Origin of the sequence: Ralstonia psammae (genome assembly GCF_958405935.1) — a bacterium.
Lineage (GTDB): Bacteria > Pseudomonadota > Gammaproteobacteria > Burkholderiales > Burkholderiaceae > Ralstonia > Ralstonia psammae.
In genome coordinates this window covers 116,485-132,829 of the sequence record NZ_CATZBU010000010.1, presented here as the reverse complement: position 1 = coordinate 132,829, position 16,345 = coordinate 116,485, and the positions used below count along the sequence as shown (strand labels likewise).

Annotated in this window: 12 protein-coding genes and 1 pseudogene; 4 read left to right on the top strand and 9 right to left on the bottom strand. The window is 63.5% G+C overall.

All coding sequences use genetic code 11. The annotated features are described in order from the left end of the window. Window positions 1–39 precede the first annotated feature (39 nt). On the bottom strand, window positions 40–351 hold the full coding sequence (locus R2N16_RS18740; protein WP_316667390.1) for a helix-turn-helix domain-containing protein: 312 nt from the start codon (window positions 349–351) through the stop codon (window positions 40–42). A gap of 323 nt (window positions 352–674) precedes the next feature. Between R2N16_RS18740 and R2N16_RS18735 the strand changes: the two genes are divergently transcribed. Continuing rightward, on the top strand, window positions 675–1,154 hold the full coding sequence (locus R2N16_RS18735) for a VOC family protein (RefSeq protein WP_316667388.1): 480 nt from the start codon (window positions 675–677) through the stop codon (window positions 1,152–1,154). Between the two features lie 38 nt (window positions 1,155–1,192). Here R2N16_RS18735 and R2N16_RS18730 read toward each other — a convergent pair whose 3' ends face one another. The 5 genes from R2N16_RS18730 to R2N16_RS18710 all read right to left on the bottom strand — a co-directional run bounded on the left by R2N16_RS18730 (window position 1,193) and on the right by R2N16_RS18710 (window position 11,195). Continuing rightward, window positions 1,193–3,001, bottom strand: coding sequence for a hypothetical protein (locus R2N16_RS18730; protein WP_316667387.1), 1,809 nt, complete (start codon window positions 2,999–3,001; stop codon window positions 1,193–1,195). A 40-nt stretch (window positions 3,002–3,041) separates the two neighbouring features. After that, entirely contained in the window at window positions 3,042–3,515 is a 474-nt protein-coding gene (locus R2N16_RS18725; protein ID WP_316667385.1) for a DUF4019 domain-containing protein, read from the bottom strand. A 27-nt stretch (window positions 3,516–3,542) separates the two neighbouring features. After that, window positions 3,543–3,932, bottom strand: a complete 390-nt coding sequence (locus R2N16_RS18720) for an outer membrane protein assembly factor BamE (protein ID WP_316667383.1) — start codon at window positions 3,930–3,932, stop codon at window positions 3,543–3,545. A 52-nt stretch (window positions 3,933–3,984) separates the two neighbouring features. Continuing rightward, window positions 3,985–8,994: a YadA-like family protein gene (locus R2N16_RS18715; RefSeq protein WP_316667381.1), complete on the bottom strand. Its 5,010-nt coding sequence runs from the start codon at window positions 8,992–8,994 to the stop codon at window positions 3,985–3,987. 890 nt (window positions 8,995–9,884) lie between these two features. Further along, window positions 9,885–11,195, bottom strand: a complete 1,311-nt coding sequence (locus tag R2N16_RS18710) for a chloride channel protein (RefSeq protein ID WP_316667379.1) — start codon at window positions 11,193–11,195, stop codon at window positions 9,885–9,887. Window positions 11,196–11,363: 168 nt separating this feature from the next. Between R2N16_RS18710 and R2N16_RS18705 the strand changes: the two genes are divergently transcribed. Then, entirely contained in the window at window positions 11,364–11,933 is a 570-nt protein-coding gene (locus R2N16_RS18705; protein ID WP_316667377.1) for a cysteine hydrolase family protein, read from the top strand. 24 nt (window positions 11,934–11,957) lie between these two features. Here the strand turns inward: R2N16_RS18705 and R2N16_RS18700 are convergent, their stop codons facing one another. From R2N16_RS18700 to R2N16_RS25535, 3 genes and pseudogenes are all read right to left on the bottom strand, one after another. Beyond that, window positions 11,958–13,304: a GGDEF domain-containing protein gene (locus R2N16_RS18700; RefSeq protein ID WP_316667374.1), complete on the bottom strand. Its 1,347-nt coding sequence runs from the start codon at window positions 13,302–13,304 to the stop codon at window positions 11,958–11,960. A gap of 239 nt (window positions 13,305–13,543) precedes the next feature. Then, window positions 13,544–14,278 carry an HD-GYP domain-containing protein gene (locus R2N16_RS18695; protein ID WP_316667373.1) on the bottom strand — a complete coding sequence of 245 codons (735 nt, stop codon included), beginning with the start codon at window positions 14,276–14,278 and terminating at the stop codon, window positions 13,544–13,546. Window positions 14,279–14,356: 78 nt separating this feature from the next. Continuing rightward, window positions 14,357–14,452, bottom strand: a pseudogene (locus R2N16_RS25535) (helix-turn-helix domain-containing protein); the annotation flags it as partial. Window positions 14,453–15,086: 634 nt separating this feature from the next. Between R2N16_RS25535 and R2N16_RS18685 the strand changes: the two are divergent. Together R2N16_RS18685 and R2N16_RS18680 are read left to right on the top strand one after the other, a co-directional pair. Next, window positions 15,087–15,635 carry a DUF2000 family protein gene (locus R2N16_RS18685; protein WP_316667371.1) on the top strand — a complete coding sequence of 183 codons (549 nt, stop codon included), beginning with the start codon at window positions 15,087–15,089 and terminating at the stop codon, window positions 15,633–15,635. Between the two features lie 64 nt (window positions 15,636–15,699). Continuing rightward, complete coding sequence (locus R2N16_RS18680) at window positions 15,700–16,332, top strand: AzlC family ABC transporter permease (RefSeq protein WP_316667369.1); 633 nt, start codon at window positions 15,700–15,702, stop codon at window positions 16,330–16,332. Window positions 16,333–16,345: the final 13 nt, after the last annotated feature.

The following is a 16,345-nucleotide window of genomic DNA, read 5'->3' as shown; positions in this document are numbered from 1 at the left end:
AAGCCGCCTTCGAGGCGGCTTCTTTATTGGGGCGCCGTATTAGAGCGCTTCGAGCATCTGCAGTGTTTCTGGGTGTTTTTTCACCAACTTGATGAGCACCGCCGCTTGTGTATTCGGTTTGGCGGTGCCTTGCTCCCAGTTCTGATACGTCCGCACATTGACGCGCAAGCGCCGCGCCATGACAGCCTGCGACGCATGTGCTGCCGCGCGGACAGCCTTGATCTCTTCGGCGCTCACGTCCACCGGCTCAGGCGCTCGCGCCTTGACCTTGCGGAGGGTCGTCTTGCCTTCGCGTTCTGCGGCAAGCGCGTCCATGCCCTCTTTCAATTCTGCAAACAGGTTTCGTTTCATCGCCCGCTCCGTGCCTTGACTTCTCGTTCCAGCAGTTGCGCGAGCACGTTGCGCTCATCGCTGGAAAGGTCGTTCACTTCGTCCTTGTCTTAGACGGCGAACATCCAAAACTGCCCGCCAGCATTCCAGTAGTCATAGAGAGCCGAGCCGGCATGACAAGCACGTCACCCTACGAGAACCAGTACCTGTCGCCGCGGTAGGAGTGTGAGAGAGTGCCAGCGTCGGCAATGGCATCCACATCACTCAACGGGGCAAGGGGCAAGAACACTGCTGTGGGATGCCCCGACCGCACATGCCGGCGCCCGCCCCTTCAGGAGACACGCATGGTCAGCAAGAACACGATCTGTCTGTGGTACGACCGCGACGCGCTCGACGCGGCCAACTTCTACGCGCAAACCTTCCCTGACAGCAAGGTCACGGCCGTGCACCGCGCGCCGGGCGAGTACCCGGCCGGCAAGGAGGGCGATGTGCTGACGGTGGAGTTCACGGTGGCGGGCATCCCGTGCCTGGGGTTGAACGGCGGCCCGCAGTTCAAGCATAGCGAGGCGTTCTCGTTCCAGATTGCGACCGACGACCAGGCTGAGACCGATCGGCTGTGGAACGCCATCGTCAGCAACGGCGGCCAGGAAAGCGCGTGCGGCTGGTGCAAAGATAAGTGGGGGCTGTCGTGGCAGATCACGCCGCGCGCGCTCACCGCGGCATTTACTGACCCGGACCGCGCGGCGGCCAAGCGTGCATTCGACGCGATGATGACGATGGGCAAGATCGACATTGCCACCATTGAGGCGGCGCGGCGGGGGTAAAGGTGGTTTGCTGACGGGAAGAGGAACCTGCGCGCCGATCAGCGTGCCGATGCCATGTCGGCGGGAATCATCCGCCCAACGTCCACTGCCAACGCCTGCAGCGGCGCACTCCAATCCCGATAGGCGTGTTGCCGGTACAGCCTGACGGTGGGGTACCACGGGCTGTCCTGGCGCTCCGTCATCCACACCCAATGCGGATTGACGTCGAGCAGCAGCCACGTCGGCTTGCCAAGCGCGCCAGCCAGGTGCGCAATCGACGTGCAGACGGTGATGACCAGATCCAGATTGCTGATGAGCGCAGCCGTGTCGTCAAAGCTCTGGAATTCGGCCGTGTGGTCGACAACGTGCAGGCCGGCGGCTTTCAGTTGCGCGACGTCTTCGGGGGCGTCTTTCTGGAGGCTGTGGAACTCAATGCCGATGTGCCCGGCAAGCGCGCGGGCCAGCAGCACCGGCGGCACAGCGCGCAGCGGGTTGCGTTGATGCGTGCGGCTTCCCGTCCAGGCCAAGCCAACCTTGAGCGCGGCGTTGGTCTGCAACCGGGCTCGCCAGTGGCCGGCCTTCTCCTGTGCGGGCGATAGATACGATGAAGGCGCCGGCAGCGTCTCCAGCGTTATGCCGAGTGCAAGCGGCAGGCTGGCAAGCGGGATCTGGTAGTCGAACCCCGGCAGCTCGGGAATATCGCTGGGCAGGATGGTCACGCCATGCGGGGCAAGGCTGCGTTTGAAGAGGTCCACCAGCGGCGGGAACGTGCAGCAGACCACGGCCCCGCCCGCATCGCGTACCAGCTTGGCGACCATGGGCACGAAGCGGATGAACTGCAATGCATCGCCATGCCCTTGCTCGCCCCAGATGAGCAATGTCTTGCCGGTGAGCGGTTCGCCGCGCCAACGGCGCTCTGCGCAAAACTCGGGCGAATGCTTCAGCTCCGGTGAGCCGTGCCAGCGCGCTTCGAAGTTGATCCAGCCGTTATGGAAATCGCCGCGCATCAGTTGCAACATCGCAATCGAGAACTGGATCTGCGGGTCGGCGCCAGACACCTGCGCGCCCCGCACGATGGCGTCGAACGCCTCATCCCACAACTGCGATTCGCGCGCGGCGTTGCTGAGCGCGAGTTGCGCCAGCCCGTATGCAGGCGCGAGCGTGGCAGCACGCCGTGCGGCGATCAAGGCATTGGCCGGTTCACGCAGCAGCAGCCACGTGTTGGTGAGGTTCGTCCAGGCGAGGTGGTTGTTGGGCTCCGCCCGGATGGCCTCCTGGCCCAGGCGCAAGGCCGGTGCCAGTTCACCACGGCTCGAATGCAGCGCGGCGAGGTTGCTGCGCAGCATCGGGAAGTCGGCATCGAGCGCCATTGCACGCGCGTACGCCGGCAGCGCTGCGTCGTACGCGCCCGCATGTTGCTGCATGAGGCCGAGCATGAACCACGCATGGGCGGCCGCGGGTTGCGCTTCGCACCACAGCGCCGCGACCTCAATGCCGATGTCCGTGCGCTGCGCCTGCTGCGCAACGGCCACCCAGTCGGCCCACCAGTCCACTGCGCCTGGCGTGGCGCAATGTGCTTGCGCGAAGCCGTCGAGCGCGCTGTCCAGGTCGCCCAACTGCGCCGCCAGGCGCGCGGCTTCAACGTAGGCCGGGCCATGCGCAGGCGCCCGCGCAAATGCACGGTCGATCCATTCCTGTGCTTCGCGGTAGCGCCCGCACAGCCGCAGCAAGTGCGCCTGCGCAGTTGCCGCGTCTGCACTGCCGGGGGCCAGCGCCAGCCACTCGGCAATGCTTCCCGATGCTTCGATCAGGTCACCCGTTTCGAAACACCGTTGGACTCTCGTTGCCGTTGCATCCAAATCGGTCATTGGACTCTTTCCGCCGCGCTGGTTTGGTGGGGCAACGTGGTCACTTCTGTGCCTGTGTCACAGCCCCCTGGTTCTGGCGCGGATCATACCCGGTGAAGTACCAATGCCCGTCTGCACCCAGTTGTAGGCTCACCTTTTCGTAGACGACGCGGCCATCGGTCAGCCGCGTTGCGTAATCGACGTTCGCATACAGGCCATCAGGGACGTCCTTGACGTGCGTATAGGTGAGCCGCGTGACGGAGGCCCAGCCGCGCTGGCTGACAGCCCCCACCGACTTGCGTGCCTGGGTGAGCCCGCTGGCGAAGCGTTCCGGTGTGTAGACCCCACGCACGAAAGGCGCGGTCTGCTGCCAGAGCGCGGTGTAGTCGCCCGCGTCGATGCGCTTGAGCGCAAGCGCGGCGTTGCCGAGCAACTCGTCTGCGGAGTCGCCCGCTTCCGCACCGTGTGCCAGCACGGAAGCGGCGGCAAGGGCGCACGCCGCAACCACCTTGAATGCGCCGTTAAAACGTTTCATCAACCACTCTCCTTCCGATCTGTCTGGTTACTGTGCGGGCTTGGCCGGAGCAAAGGTCTCGCACTGCGGGTCGGCCCATCGCGTCTTAGTCACGCGGTTGTCGTCGTCAAACTGAATCTGGTACTGACAGGCAACGGGCTTGTCTGCGCTGCGGAAGTGGAACAGGTAGTTCCACACGCGCACGCGAAACACGCTCTCATGAAAGTGCGGCACGCCGATCAGTTCATAGACCTGGCCTTTGGTCATGCCGGGCTCGACCATGCGCAGGTGGTCAACGTTGGGGAACGAACCCTCGGGCGTCATCGCCGTGTCCAGTTTGGGGAACGATGTATCGGTGGGGCCGGGGCCCGCGCATGCTGCAAGGGTGCAGATGCACGAGAGCGTTGCAATGCAGGCTGAGAATGAGCGCATGTTCATATCAGGAATCCGAAAGAGTCACGTTGCGGTGGTTGCGGTGCTGCGGCTGGCCTCACCACTGATAACCGGCACCGACCACGGCGCCATACGTGCCGCGCGTGTTGGTGGATACGGCGGCCTTGTAGATCCAGCGGTTGTTTTCCGACACCGTAGAGATACCGAGCGCTTGCCCCGATTGGCCGTTGTACACACTGCCAGCCACCGCCACCATGCTCTTGCCGGGGCCGGTCGGTTGCGGCAGGCCCGCCATGGCCATGGCCATGGCGGTGCCGCCGTCGGCATCGCGCCGGTAGGAGTCGATGCTGTTGCGCAGGCCCGCCACTTGGTTGTCGGTGTAGTTGTTGGCTTGCGTCACGGCGTTGTTCAGCTGTGACACGTTGACGGCATCGGTGGGTGCCGTGCCGGCCGCCACGTTGATGACCTGCCGCGACAAGGTGGAGGAGCCCACCGATACGACGTCCGTGCGGCCGCCGTCATTGCTGCCTGCGCCAATGGCCGTTGACCCGCTGCCCGTGGCGACTGCGCCGGTACCCACGGCGGTGGAGTTGTTGGCGGTTGCCTGCGAGCTGTTGCCCAGCGCCGTGCTGTTGCTGCCCGACGCCACTGCGCCCGTGCCGCCCACCGAAGAGTTCGGGCCCGGCGTGGTCGGAGGCGTGTTGTTGGTGGTGCCGTTGGGCGAGGTGGAGGTGAACGTTCCGCCGTTGTTGCTGATGTACGTCGTCAACTGCTGCTGGACGGCCTGCAACTGCGACACGTTGACTGCATCCGTACCCAGGCGGCCGGCAGCCACGCCTGTGATCTGGCGGTTGCCGACGTTCAGCTCACCCGACGACGTCTGCGGCGCCGTCAGCCCGAACGCCATGTAGTTGGTCAATGCGCCCACCGAAGTGAGCGAACCGGCGCCCAGCGCAACGCTGTTGGCAAACGTGGCGGAAGCGCCTGAGCCCAGGGCCACTGCGTCGACGGCGTTGCTCTTTGCGCCCGAGCCAATGGCGATGCCGCCTGCCAACGCGGCGTTTGCGTTGGCGCCTTGCGCGATGGACTGCGCCCCGTTTGCGGTCGACCCGCTGCCCAATGCAATGGCATCGGCCTGGCCGGAGGTCGATGCCTGGCCGATGGCAATGCCGCCCGGCGCGGTCTGCTGGACGATCGCACCGTTGCCCATGCCCACACCGTTGTCACCGTTCACCACCGTCGTCGGCCCAACGGCCACCGACTGCGAACCGACCGCGAGCGAATCGGCCGCCGTGGAGTTGGCATGGAAGTAAAGCGTGGGCGTCACCGCGAACGATTGCAGCGCGCCGGTCAACTGGCGGATCGTTACGGCATCGTGCTGGCCCGTGCCGTCGGCCACGTTGGTCAACTGGCGATACGTATTGCCCGCAGCGCTGCCGAACGAGACGGCGCCCAGCAGCGTCCCATCCGACGTGTTGAACGGAACGGCCTGGCTACCTGCGGGAATCGAACCCGTACCCGAGGCAATGGCTCGATCGGAGATGGCGCCCGAGCCGATGGCCACGCCGCCTGCCACCGACACCGTCGACAGCGAACCGAGTGCGAGCGCGTTGGCCGTTTGTGCCTGTGCACCGTTGCCGGCTGCGAGGCTGGTGGCGCCAGCAGCAACCGCGAGCGGCCCGATGGCCACGCTGTCCGTGCCGGTTGCCTGGCTGTCAGCCGCGGTCGAATTGGCGTGGAAGTACTTGATGCCGGCGCCGCTCTGGATGTTGTTGATGGTGTTGCCGAGGTTCGTCACGTTCTGGTTGGTCGCGAAGAGCTGCGAGCCATTCACCGCATCCGTGCTGGTGGCGTTCAACGCGCCGGGCGCAACGTTGGTGATGATGTTCGGCCCCGTACCGCCATGATTGGCGCTGAAGGCGCCCGTGCCGCCGTTGGCGGTGGGGTCCCACAGGAGTGCGTCGTTCTTCGTCTGCGTGAGTTCCGTTTGCACCGACTGCAACTGGCTCACGTTCACGGCGTCCGTTGCTGCCGAACCCGCGGCGACATTCGTCACGCGGCGCTCATTGCCGGCCGAGCCCACCGAGACCTCGCCCACCGGGGAAGTGCCCGCCAGCGCTGCCGTGCCTGGGTTGTATGCGGCTGCGCCCAGGTTGGCAGTGGTGGTGGCGTTTGCGCCAAGCGCGACGGAGTTGGCAGCCGTGGCCCGCGCATTACTGCCGAGCGCGAGTGCATTCGCTCCGCCGGCCTGGGCACCGTTGCCCGTGGCCACGCTGTTCGTGCCGCTGGCTATTGCGAGCGGCCCCACGGCCACACTGTCCGTGCCGGTGGCCTGGCTGTCTGCCGCCGTGGAGTTGGCGTGGAAGTACTTGATGCCCGCGCCGTTCTGGATGTTATTGACCGTGGTGGAGATGCCGTCCACCGCCTGATTGGTCGCGAACAACTGCGAGCCGTTGACGGCATCGGTGCTCGAATTGCTCAGGCGCCCTGCGGCCACGTTGGTGATCTGACGTTCCGCGCCGAGCGCGCCCACGCTCACCACGCTGGTCGGGTTGGTTCCCGCGAAGCTGCGCGTGGCACCGGCCACCACCGCACTCGCTGTCGGGTTGGCTGCGGCCGTTACCGAGCCGGAGCCGAGTGCCACGTCACCGGCATTGGTTGCCCGTGCAGTCGCGCCCAGCGCCAACGCGTTGGCTGCTTGTGCCTGCGCGCCATTGCCGGTTGCCACGCTGTTCGCCCCACTGGCGACTGCGAGCGGCCCGACGGCCACGCTGTCCGTGCCGGTGGCCTGGCTATCCGCCGCCGTCGAGTTGGCGTGGAAGTACTTGATGCCCGCGCCGTTCTGGATGTTGTTGACCGTGGTGGAGATGCCGTCCACCGCCTGATTGGTCGCGAACAACTGCGAGCCGTTGACGGCATCGGTGCTCGAATTGCTCAGGCGCCCCGCGGCCACGTTGGTGATCTGACGTTCTGCGCCGAGCGCGCCCACGCTCACGACGCTGGTCGGGTTCGTACCCGCGAAGCTGCGCGTGGTGCCGGCCACCACCGCACTCGCTGTCGGGTTGGCTGCGGCGGTGACGGAACCGGAGCCGAGTGCCACGTCACCGGCATTGGTTGCCCGTGCAGTCGCGCCCAGCGCCAACGCGTTGGCTGCTTGTGCCTGCGCGCCATTGCCGGTTGCCACGCTGTTCGCCCCACTGGCGACTGCGAGCGGCCCGACGGCCACGCTGTCCGTGCCGGTGGCCTGGCTGTCTGCCGCCGTGGAGTTGGCGTGGAAGTACTTGATGCCCGCGCCGTTCTGGATGTTGTTGACCGTGGTCGAGACACCATCGATGGCTTGGTTCGTTGCAAAGAGCTGCGAGCCGTTGACAGCATCGGTGCTCGAATTGCTCAGGCGCCCTGCGGCCACGTTGGTGATCTGACGTTCTGCGCCGAGCGCGCCCACGCTCACGACGCTGGTCGGGTTCGTACCCGCGAAGCTGCGCGTGGTGCCGGCGATGACTGCACTCGCGGTCGGGTTGGCCGCGGCCGTTACCGAGCCGGAGCCCAGTGCAACGTCATTGGCGTTGGTGGCGGTGGCCGAAGACCCCAGCGCGACGGCGCCAGCGGCCGCCGCAGACGAGGTATTGCCCATTGCCAGCGAGCCCGTGCCCTGCGCGTTGTTGCTATTGCCGATGGCGACCGCGCCATCACCGTTTGCCGTGTTGTTGGCGCCCATGGCCACCGCGCCATTGCCGGTGGCGGTGTTCGGATCGCCGATGGCAACCGCGCCGTTGCCGCTTGCGGTCTGGCCTTCACCCAGCGCGACGGCGCCCGTGCCGGCGCTCACGCGCGAGTTGTGGCCGCCGGCAATTGAGCCGGTGCCAGCGGCGGCGGCCACCGTGTTGGTGTCGCCCAATGCAATCGTGGACGCAGCGAGCGCCTGCGAAGCGTTGCCGATGGAGATGGCGTCTACGGCTGAAGCTTTGGCCGTCGCGCCAATCGCAATGGACTGTGCGCCACTGGCGTTGGCGCCATTCATCATGGCAAGAGCAGTCGTGCCGCTTGCAGCGGCTCCGGCCCCCAATGCCACGCCATTCAGGGCCGTGGCAGACGCAAGGGTTCCCGCCGCCAGCGAAGACGGGCCGGAAGCTGTCACATCCGTACCGAGCGCGACTGCCCCATCAGCGGTCGCGCCCGTGCCGGCAACGGACCGCGCACCCAGATATACAGCATTGAGGCCGGTGGCAACCGACTGAAAGCCGACTGCAACCCCATGCGTGCCGGAGGAGGTGGCGAGATAACCCATCGAAACGGCCGCGACTCCACTGCCCACCGTCTTAAAACCAATGGCGGTGGCGTAGTCGGCGTTGGAGGTGACGTCGGTGCCAAGCGCAATGGACGCCGTCCCGCTCGAACCGGTGCCCGCAGCGGTGCGCGCGCCCAAATACATGGCATTGGCGCCCGTGGCCGCCGCTCCCGAGCCCACGGCTAACCCATTGACTTGCGTACCGACGGCCCCGCTGCCCACGGCTACCGCGCCTGACGCAGACGCGCTGGAGCTTGCGCCCATTGCAACGGTGTTGTCCCCCGTTGCCTTGGCCTGTGAGCCGACGGCAGTCGACACGTTGCCGCTGGCGGCACTTTGGACGCCGATACCAATGCCCCCCGTGCCGCTGGCAGTGACGTCCGTTCCGATACCGATCGCCGACTGGGCAGTCGCACCCGTACCCGGCGCCGTGCGCGCACCCACATTGATGGAATTGATCCCGGAGGCAATGGATTGAAAGCCGACTGCCACTGCGTTAAGCCCTGTGCTGTTGGCGCCATAGCCGACCGCCGTGGACCCGCCTTGCGTCGCTGTCGACATGAAACCGACGCACGTCGAACTGCCGCTGTAGAAGTTGTACGGTGCCGTAGAGCAGTTCACCTGCGCATATGCCTGCCCAGGGACAACGGAGCCCAAGAGCGCCACAGCGGCCGCAACCAAGGTCACCGCACCGCCGGCCGTGTTCACGCAAGCGCGCCGCACGACCGTGCCGCCCTTCCCTTTCGCCCGATCGAGTTCCGATGCGGCCACCCAAGCGCCCAGCGCCTCATTCCAAATCGTTTTATATGATTTGTTCATATTGATTCCATCGCGCTCGCCGTGAGCTTAAGAAAAAACAGGAAAAATGGGTTATCCATAGCGCGGCGCAAACCATAAGGACGAACGCGCCCATGGCGCCCGCAAAGACAGCGGGTTCCCGATTGATTGGAACTGCCAGAATGCAATGGCCGATGACCACACGGCTTTAAGAGGACGCAGCAACTCTCCGCTCCGATTGGGAGCGTTCAATACAACGTGATTTGGATGCTGGCCTGCCGAGCCTAATGTTCAGCGGTCGACGGCTTTGCGCCGCGAAGGGCGCGGGAATTCAGGGCGGATCGAAAGGCCACTTGATAGCGACATGAATTGTGCGGGCTGGGCGTGGATCGACACGTCGCCGGTACCTTGTGATTGCCCAAACGTTTGCCCTGACCGTGTAGCGCGTCCTGCTCATGGCTACCGTACCCCCGGTAGATGCGGCTTTCTTATTGACGAAGGAGCGCTAACTCGTACACACACCCGTCTAGATGTGTAGGGGCTGAGATAAGCGCAGAGGGAAAAACTTTAAAGTCTGGAGAAAAATAGTCGAACTTGGATATTGTGTCTAGATATTTAGTACTACGAAGTTCGATGTTTTTACAATTGAAGCCGCTGATGATGCGCGTTTTGGTGCACCAATTGATTTAGACATACCTGCCGCGGACGAATGTTAACGAAAAGAAATATTCGCCAGCTATCGATTAATAAATCCATGCCCCCACAGGGGTTAATATCAGCGATGACATTTCAAAGAAAATTTTTGCGCAAAGACCAAAAAAAGTGCGGCGCGCCCCATGCCGAGGCGTGCTGCTCTTTAATTGAGCACGAATTGGGATATTGGGACGAGCGTTCCGCCGTCAGTGTGCGCTTGTGCCGTTAAACAAACGCGCTCACTGCGCCGCCGGGCGCGGCACCGCTGCACGAAACCGATGCGCAAGCGTGTGATAGAAGGACGGCGTGAGCGCCTTGGACACCTGGCTGGACAACAACGCCACAGCCATGAGCGGCAAGACCATCTCGTGGCCGTCAATCATCTCCATCACGATCACAAACGATGTGATGGGCGACTGCGTGACCGCCGCCAGATAGCCCACCATGCAGAGTGCGGCAAGGCTGGGCAGCGGTATCGCCGATGTCGCAAGCGACATGATGTTGCCGAGCCCAGCGCCAATGGCCAGCGACGGCGCAAAAATGCCGCCCGGAATGCCAGACAGGTACGACGCAATCAGCGCGCAAAACTTGAGCACCGCATAGAACGGCGAGAGCGCTTGATGGGTCTCCAGCAGGCCCCGCGCTTCTGCATAACCGCTGCCGAACGTGATGCCGCCTGAAGCCAGCCCGATCAGTGCAATGGCGATACCGCACAGGAAGGCAAACCACACTGGCTGCGCTTGCCGAAGATCAACCAGCCGCGCGGGCATCCAGCGGGGTATGTTGAGCAGCAGCCAGCAGAACACGCCGCCCGCCACACCCGAGATGACACTCGCGGCGATCACCACAGGCACCAGCGCCAGATGAAACTGCCCGATGGCCTGGATACGCCCGAAGTACAGATAGTTGCCTTGCAAGCCCAGCGCGACCACGCCGGAAAAAATGATGGCGGTGATAAGCGTGCCGCTGTTGCGCGCCACGAAACTGCGCGTCAGTTCTTCAATGGCAAACACCACGCCGGCCAGCGGCGTGTTGAACGCGGCAGCAAGCCCGGCGGCGGCGCCTGCGAGTGCGAGTTGTCGCTCGATGTGCTTGCTGCTCCGACGATAGCCCCGCCGCATGGCATACATGAGCGATGCGCCAATCTGCACCGTCGGCCCCTCCCGGCCGATCGTGAAGCCGCAGAGGATGCCCAGGAACGAGACCACGATCTTGCCAACCATGATGCGCAGCGAAAGCAGCGAGCTGGACAGTCGCCCGTCCTCCAGCGTCGCAATGACCTGCGGAATGCCGCTGCCCTCGGCACCGCGAAAGAACCGGCGCGTGAGCCAGATGGCAAGCGCCGCACCCACCGGCGTGATGATGATCGGCAGCCAGAACGCATGCGAGGCCATGTTGCGAAAAAGCTCGAAACCAACATCGATGAGCTTTGCATAGGCGACGGATACCAGCCCCACGAGAACGGCACCGAGCCAGAAGATGCCGTAGTTCGCCCAGAGCCTCCTGGCCCGACGCGCTGATCGATCTGCGATGTGGAGAGGAGAAAACATGGAGGCTGGGGCGTGGGGCCGTGGACCAGAGGAGCGGAGATTATAGGGCCCGACACGCGGCGGCTTCGGGGTGCTGCCTTGATGGCGTGCTGCGTCTTCCGGGGCGATTCATTCACACAGATGCGCGTGATAGAGTCGACCGCCCTCCCTTCCGGATCGTGTAGCCCTATGTCGACATTCGCGCTTGTTCCCAAGCAGACGGCGTTGTTGGTCATGCACTACCAGACCGACATCATGGCGTTGTTTCCGTCGGTCGCGCCCACGCTGCTCTCCAACACCCGCAAGCTGTGCGACGCTGCGCGGGCCAAGGGCGTCAGCGTCTATTTTGCGAAGTTCCATTTCAGCCCCGGCTATCCGGAAGTCAGCCCGCTGAACAAGAACGGGCAAGGCGTCAAGCAACTGGGGCTGTTCGTTGAAGACCGCATCTCGTCGGAACTCGGCCGGCAGCCCGATGAATCGATCATCGTCGCGCACCGCGCCAGCGTGTTCTACGGCACCGATCTGCAGGTGCGGCTCTCGGCCAAGGGCATCGATACCTTGATCATGGTGGGTGTGGCGTCAACGGGCGTGATGCTGTCATCCATTGCGCACGCGAGCGATGCGGACTACCGCCTGTTCACCGTGAAGGACTGCTGCTACGACCCGGACCAGGTCGTGCACGACCATCTTTTTGCCACGGCGTTTGAATCGCGCACGACGGTGCTGTCGCTGGCCGATGCGTTATCGCTGCTGGGGTAATCGCGAGAAGGTTGTCAGCACGCTTCAGGCGCTGACCACCTTGTTCTTGCCGGCGCGCTTGGCCTGATACATGCCACGGTCGGCGCGATGCACGGCCGCCATGGGCGGTTCATCCTTGCCGACTTCCGCCACGCCGGCAGAGAAAGTGATGAACAAGCGGGTGTCGCCCGCCGCAAAGAAGCGCTGCGTGAGCGCGCGCTGCAGGCGGACGATGGTCTGCACGCCCTCTTCCAGGGGCGTGTCCGGCATCAGGATGACGAATTCTTCGCCGCCAAAGCGGGCGAGCGTGTCTTGCGGGCGCATCGATTCGCGCGCCACCTGGGCCAGGTGCGACAGCGCATCGTCGCCAAAGCTGTGGCCATGGGTGTCGTTGATCGACTTGAAGTCGTCGATGTCCAGGAACGCGATCGACAGGGCGGTGTTCTGGCGCGCGGCACGGGCCACCTCGCGCTCCAGCGCTTCTTCCAGACCCTTGCGGTTGAGCGCGCCGGTCAGCAGATCGTGGCGCGCCGACGCCGATGCCATGTCGAGCGCCTTACGCAGTTGCGCCACCTCGGCGGCGGCTTCTTCGGCTTTGACCTTCATCGCCGACAGCACGTCGCGGTTGCGGGCCGATTCCAGCGACATCCAGCGGGTGGCCGACAACGCGTCCTGAATGGCCGGCGCGATCTCGGCGATGCTGTTGGCCGATTCGATCTTCTTGGCGCAGGCTTCCATCTGGCGGTGATGCTCGCCCGAGGTTTCAGCTGCGGCGGACAGGCGCTCCATGAAGACGGCAAGCAGCCGCTTCATCTCTTCCTGGGCTTCGATCGACTTCGTCTTCAGCGAGCTTTGCTTCTGGATCACCTCCATGAGGCGACGCCGCAGATCATCCAGGCGGCGCAGGCTCACGGGGGCTTCGCTGGCCTTCATCAGGGCCTCGATCTGGCCGCGCAGCCAGCGGTCGTCCAATGACAGCTCGGCGATGTTCTCAAACACAAGTTGCAGCAGGCCCAGCAGCGCCTGGCGGATCTCGCCCTGGTCTTCCGCCGCGAGCGACAGCCGGTGGTTGAAGGTCGAGAGCTTGGCGTTCAGATTGGCCAGGCTTTCGAAATCGGAGCGGCAAGCCCGGATCAGCGCCCAGGCCGCAGGGCCGATGCTGGCATCGTCTTCGCCCAGCACCGGCAGGCAGCATTCGACCGTGCGCGCGAGCTGCTCGCACAACTCCCGCACCAGGGCCATCCGTTCGTCGTCCTGGGCGTCGCCATTTGGCTTGCTGCCGGCGATTTCGTAGTAGATGGAGGCGAAGTTGTCTGGCGTGGGCGCCAACCTGCGAGAGGCCAGCAGCTTGAGGGCGTGCCGAGCGGTCTCTGAGGGATTGTTTTCTGTCATTCCGAACTACAGGTTGGCGAGCGGGGTTGGAGCGCGATTTTCCACGGTTCCGGCCCGACCGGAAAGCCGTCCAAAGGGTTGTGTGGGCATTGCGCAGCAGGGTGGACGCGCGCCAAATTGGGTGTCGCGGCAAGCATCCGCGCGAAGAGCGTGATCCCGTTTGGGAGGATGGTCCCGCCAGGTGTTTCGTCGGTCCAGCACGCGTCGCCTGCATGCATGCGCTGCGCCGCCGCGCACCGTCATCCAAGCGTCTGGATATACCTCAGGAATGCAGGGGATTGGCCTCGCGCTCCGTAGAACCGGATGACACTCGACACGTCGCCGTACTGTTGCACGAGGCTTTCGGCAGCGGCACGAATACGCCGTACCCCCGACACGTTCTTCAGGAAGCATTCCACCAGCGCGGGATCAAAGTACCGGCCGCTCTGGCCTGCAAGCGCCTCGAGTGCGTCATCTTCTGGCATCCCTGCACGGTAAACGCGCGGCTCCAGCATGGCGTCGAACGCATCGGCGACAGCCACGACGCGTGCGGCCAGCGGGACGTCTTCACCTGCAAGGCCGGCCGGATACCCGCTGCCGTCAAAATGCTCGTGATGATGGCGCGCCACGCTTGCTGCCATTTGCAGGGTCGGGTCGGGCGTCCCCGCAAGCAGGTCGGCACCGATGTCCGAGTGCCGCTGCATGATCTCGTGCTCCGCGTCGGTCAGCGAAGCGGGCTTGAGCAAGACGTCATCCGGAATGCCCAGCTTGCCGACGTCATGCACGGGCGCCACGAGGTAGATGCGCCGCTGCTCGGCGTCGTCCAGCTCAAAAACGTTTGCCAGATAGGCCGCAACAGCAGCCGTGCGGATGAGGTGGCCGAGGGCAGACGGATAGCGTGCCCCGCCTGCAAGCGTCAGGCTGGCGAGAATGATATGGGGGCGGCTTTGTTGTGCCATTGGTGTTGACCTTCTTGGTAGCGTGCCGGTCGACACGCAGTGAGGCTCGATGGAGGATTGCACGATAGTCATCGCGCCAGTCGACCGCAACCACCCACGCCGGTCATTTTTGATCTACCCCATCTGCAACCGCCGCCACAGCGTCGTCTTGCTGATGCCGAGCGCCGCACACGCGGCATCGCGATCGCCATCGTGGGCGGCATGGCTCGCGTCACCGTGTCGCGGATGTCGATGGGCTCCGCAGCAATCCGCTTGCTCGCTTATTGCTGCTTAGCAGGATAGCCGCAGCGACGAAATAATCGGACCATGAAAAACCAATAGCGCTGCAAAACAAGCAATAAAATAATTGAATTTTTGCAAACAAAAATCTGCTTTCCCGGCAAGGCACTATTATCACGCCCTCAGATTCCCACATCGAATCACGCCATTAATAGAGGGGGACCGAATGTTCCAAGAAGGCGTTCGCGAATCAATGAACAGGCTTCCGAGTTTATTGCAACCAATTCTCACATGGCTCACCGGGAAACCACTCGATGAATCAGAAAAAATATATTCCGTTCCAAAGGCAGTGGATATTGCAATGATGCCTCCGCCGGGTGGTCTCCTGTCTTTCTACGTTGGATCGCCTTAGTTGGAATTTTGCGCAAATTGCAGGCCACTCACCTTCATCACGCTTCACAATAGTCTTTTTGCCCACATCTCACTCAATAAAATCTACGCCGGGTTAATTCCCTCAATCGTTTTTGCACAAAATGGCAGCGAATATAAGAACGAGTCCGGCCCAGCTTTGCCAAGCGGGAATTGTGGGGCATCTCGAACATGATCGAACATCAGTTCCGCTGGCTTGAATACGCACAGCCCACCCGTTCAAGCTCGACAGGCAAAGCACTGGCTACAGCCGCTGATCAACAACTTCTCGTCGCAGCTGAATAAGATGGCATACGCAGACAACGCAAGTAAGACCGTGATCGTCGTGAACTCGGAGTTTCCAGGCCCCACGATCATCAACGCCGTCGCACACGCCGTGCTGGGGCTCGTTGGATCAAACAATCGGGATGCATGGAACCTGTTGGCCTATCCCAGCCCGGCCTTTTCGTCGGAAAGCCGCATCAGCGAGTTTCCTGCCATCGTGCTGCGAGCGAAACGCTCATCCGCCCTCGAAAAGTTGATGTGCGCCCTGCGGGGTACGGACATCCCGCACAACGTCTTCATCGACTCCATGATCGGCGCCAGCGCTGAGGATCAGCAGGCAGCAACCCTGGCTGCCACTCCCGAGCAGAACAAGCTGATCTGCGTAGCGCTATTTGGCCGTGAAGAAGCGATTCGCCCGCTCATCAAGTCGTTCTCCCTGTACAAAGAATCGGAGACCTCCCGTGTCGCACCGACGGAATGAAGGGCCCTCGGCCACGAAGGCGTCTGACGCGGCCGTTCTTCTCCGGCTGACCACCCCAGTGGGGATGGGCTATTTGCCCACCGGATTTGCTTTTGGCGTACTGGCCATGCAAGCGGGATTGTCACCCGCCGTCGTGGTTGCAATGAGCGTCTTTGTCTTTGCCGGCGCACTCCAGTTTGCGGCGGTGCCGTTGTTGGGCGTCGCCACGGGGCTCGGCACATTCGCCATGACAACGCTGCTGATCAACCTGCGCCATGTCCTCTACGCCATCCCGTTGATTGAGCACCTGCCTGCGCAGCGCTGGCGCCGGGCCTATATCGTCGCAGCGCTGACGGACGAAAACTACTCCGTTCTCACCACCCTTCCCGCAGATAAACGGCAGCAGTTCGCGTTGGCAGTGACGTTGATCCATCACGGCTATTGGATCGCGGGAACCGTGCTTGGGGTGCTGCTCGGACAACAGGTTGTGGATTGGATTCCCAACCTGGACTTTGCGCTGCCATCGCTGTTCACCATTCTCGCTATCGAACAGTACCTATCGCAAAGAAGGCTGGCCCCGGCACTGATCGGCGTACTGGCTTACTTTGCAGCGACGCGGCTGGCGACGGACTATCTGTTGATCACGGCCCTTGGATTCGGACTGGCGACGTTGCTGGCGCGCGCACTTGTCCGCGGTAACGCTTTGGAAGCGTCCTGAAGGAGCGAGACGG

What these genes read in the sequence shown, in the direction of transcription:
- R2N16_RS18720 (WP_316667383.1), bottom strand. Translation starts at nt 3,932, where the DNA reads ATGAACATGCGCTCATTCTCAGCCTGCATTGCAACGCTCTCGTGCATC.
- R2N16_RS18725 (WP_316667385.1), bottom strand. Translation starts at nt 3,515, where the DNA reads ATGAAACGTTTTAACGGCGCATTCAAGGTGGTTGCGGCGTGCGCCCTT.
- R2N16_RS18735 (WP_316667388.1), top strand. Translation starts at nt 675, where the DNA reads ATGGTCAGCAAGAACACGATCTGTCTGTGGTACGACCGCGACGCGCTC.
- R2N16_RS18730 (WP_316667387.1), bottom strand. Translation starts at nt 3,001, where the DNA reads ATGACCGATTTGGATGCAACGGCAACGAGAGTCCAACGGTGTTTCGAA.
- R2N16_RS18715 (WP_316667381.1), bottom strand. Translation starts at nt 8,994, where the DNA reads ATGAACAAATCATATAAAACGATTTGGAATGAGGCGCTGGGCGCTTGG.
- R2N16_RS18700 (WP_316667374.1), bottom strand. Translation starts at nt 13,304, where the DNA reads ATGACAGAAAACAATCCCTCAGAGACCGCTCGGCACGCCCTCAAGCTG.
- R2N16_RS18740 (WP_316667390.1), bottom strand. Translation starts at nt 351, where the DNA reads ATGAAACGAAACCTGTTTGCAGAATTGAAAGAGGGCATGGACGCGCTT.
- R2N16_RS18705 (WP_316667377.1), top strand. Translation starts at nt 11,364, where the DNA reads ATGTCGACATTCGCGCTTGTTCCCAAGCAGACGGCGTTGTTGGTCATG.
- R2N16_RS18680 (WP_316667369.1), top strand. Translation starts at nt 15,700, where the DNA reads ATGGGCTATTTGCCCACCGGATTTGCTTTTGGCGTACTGGCCATGCAA.
- R2N16_RS18710 (WP_316667379.1), bottom strand. Translation starts at nt 11,195, where the DNA reads ATGTTTTCTCCTCTCCACATCGCAGATCGATCAGCGCGTCGGGCCAGG.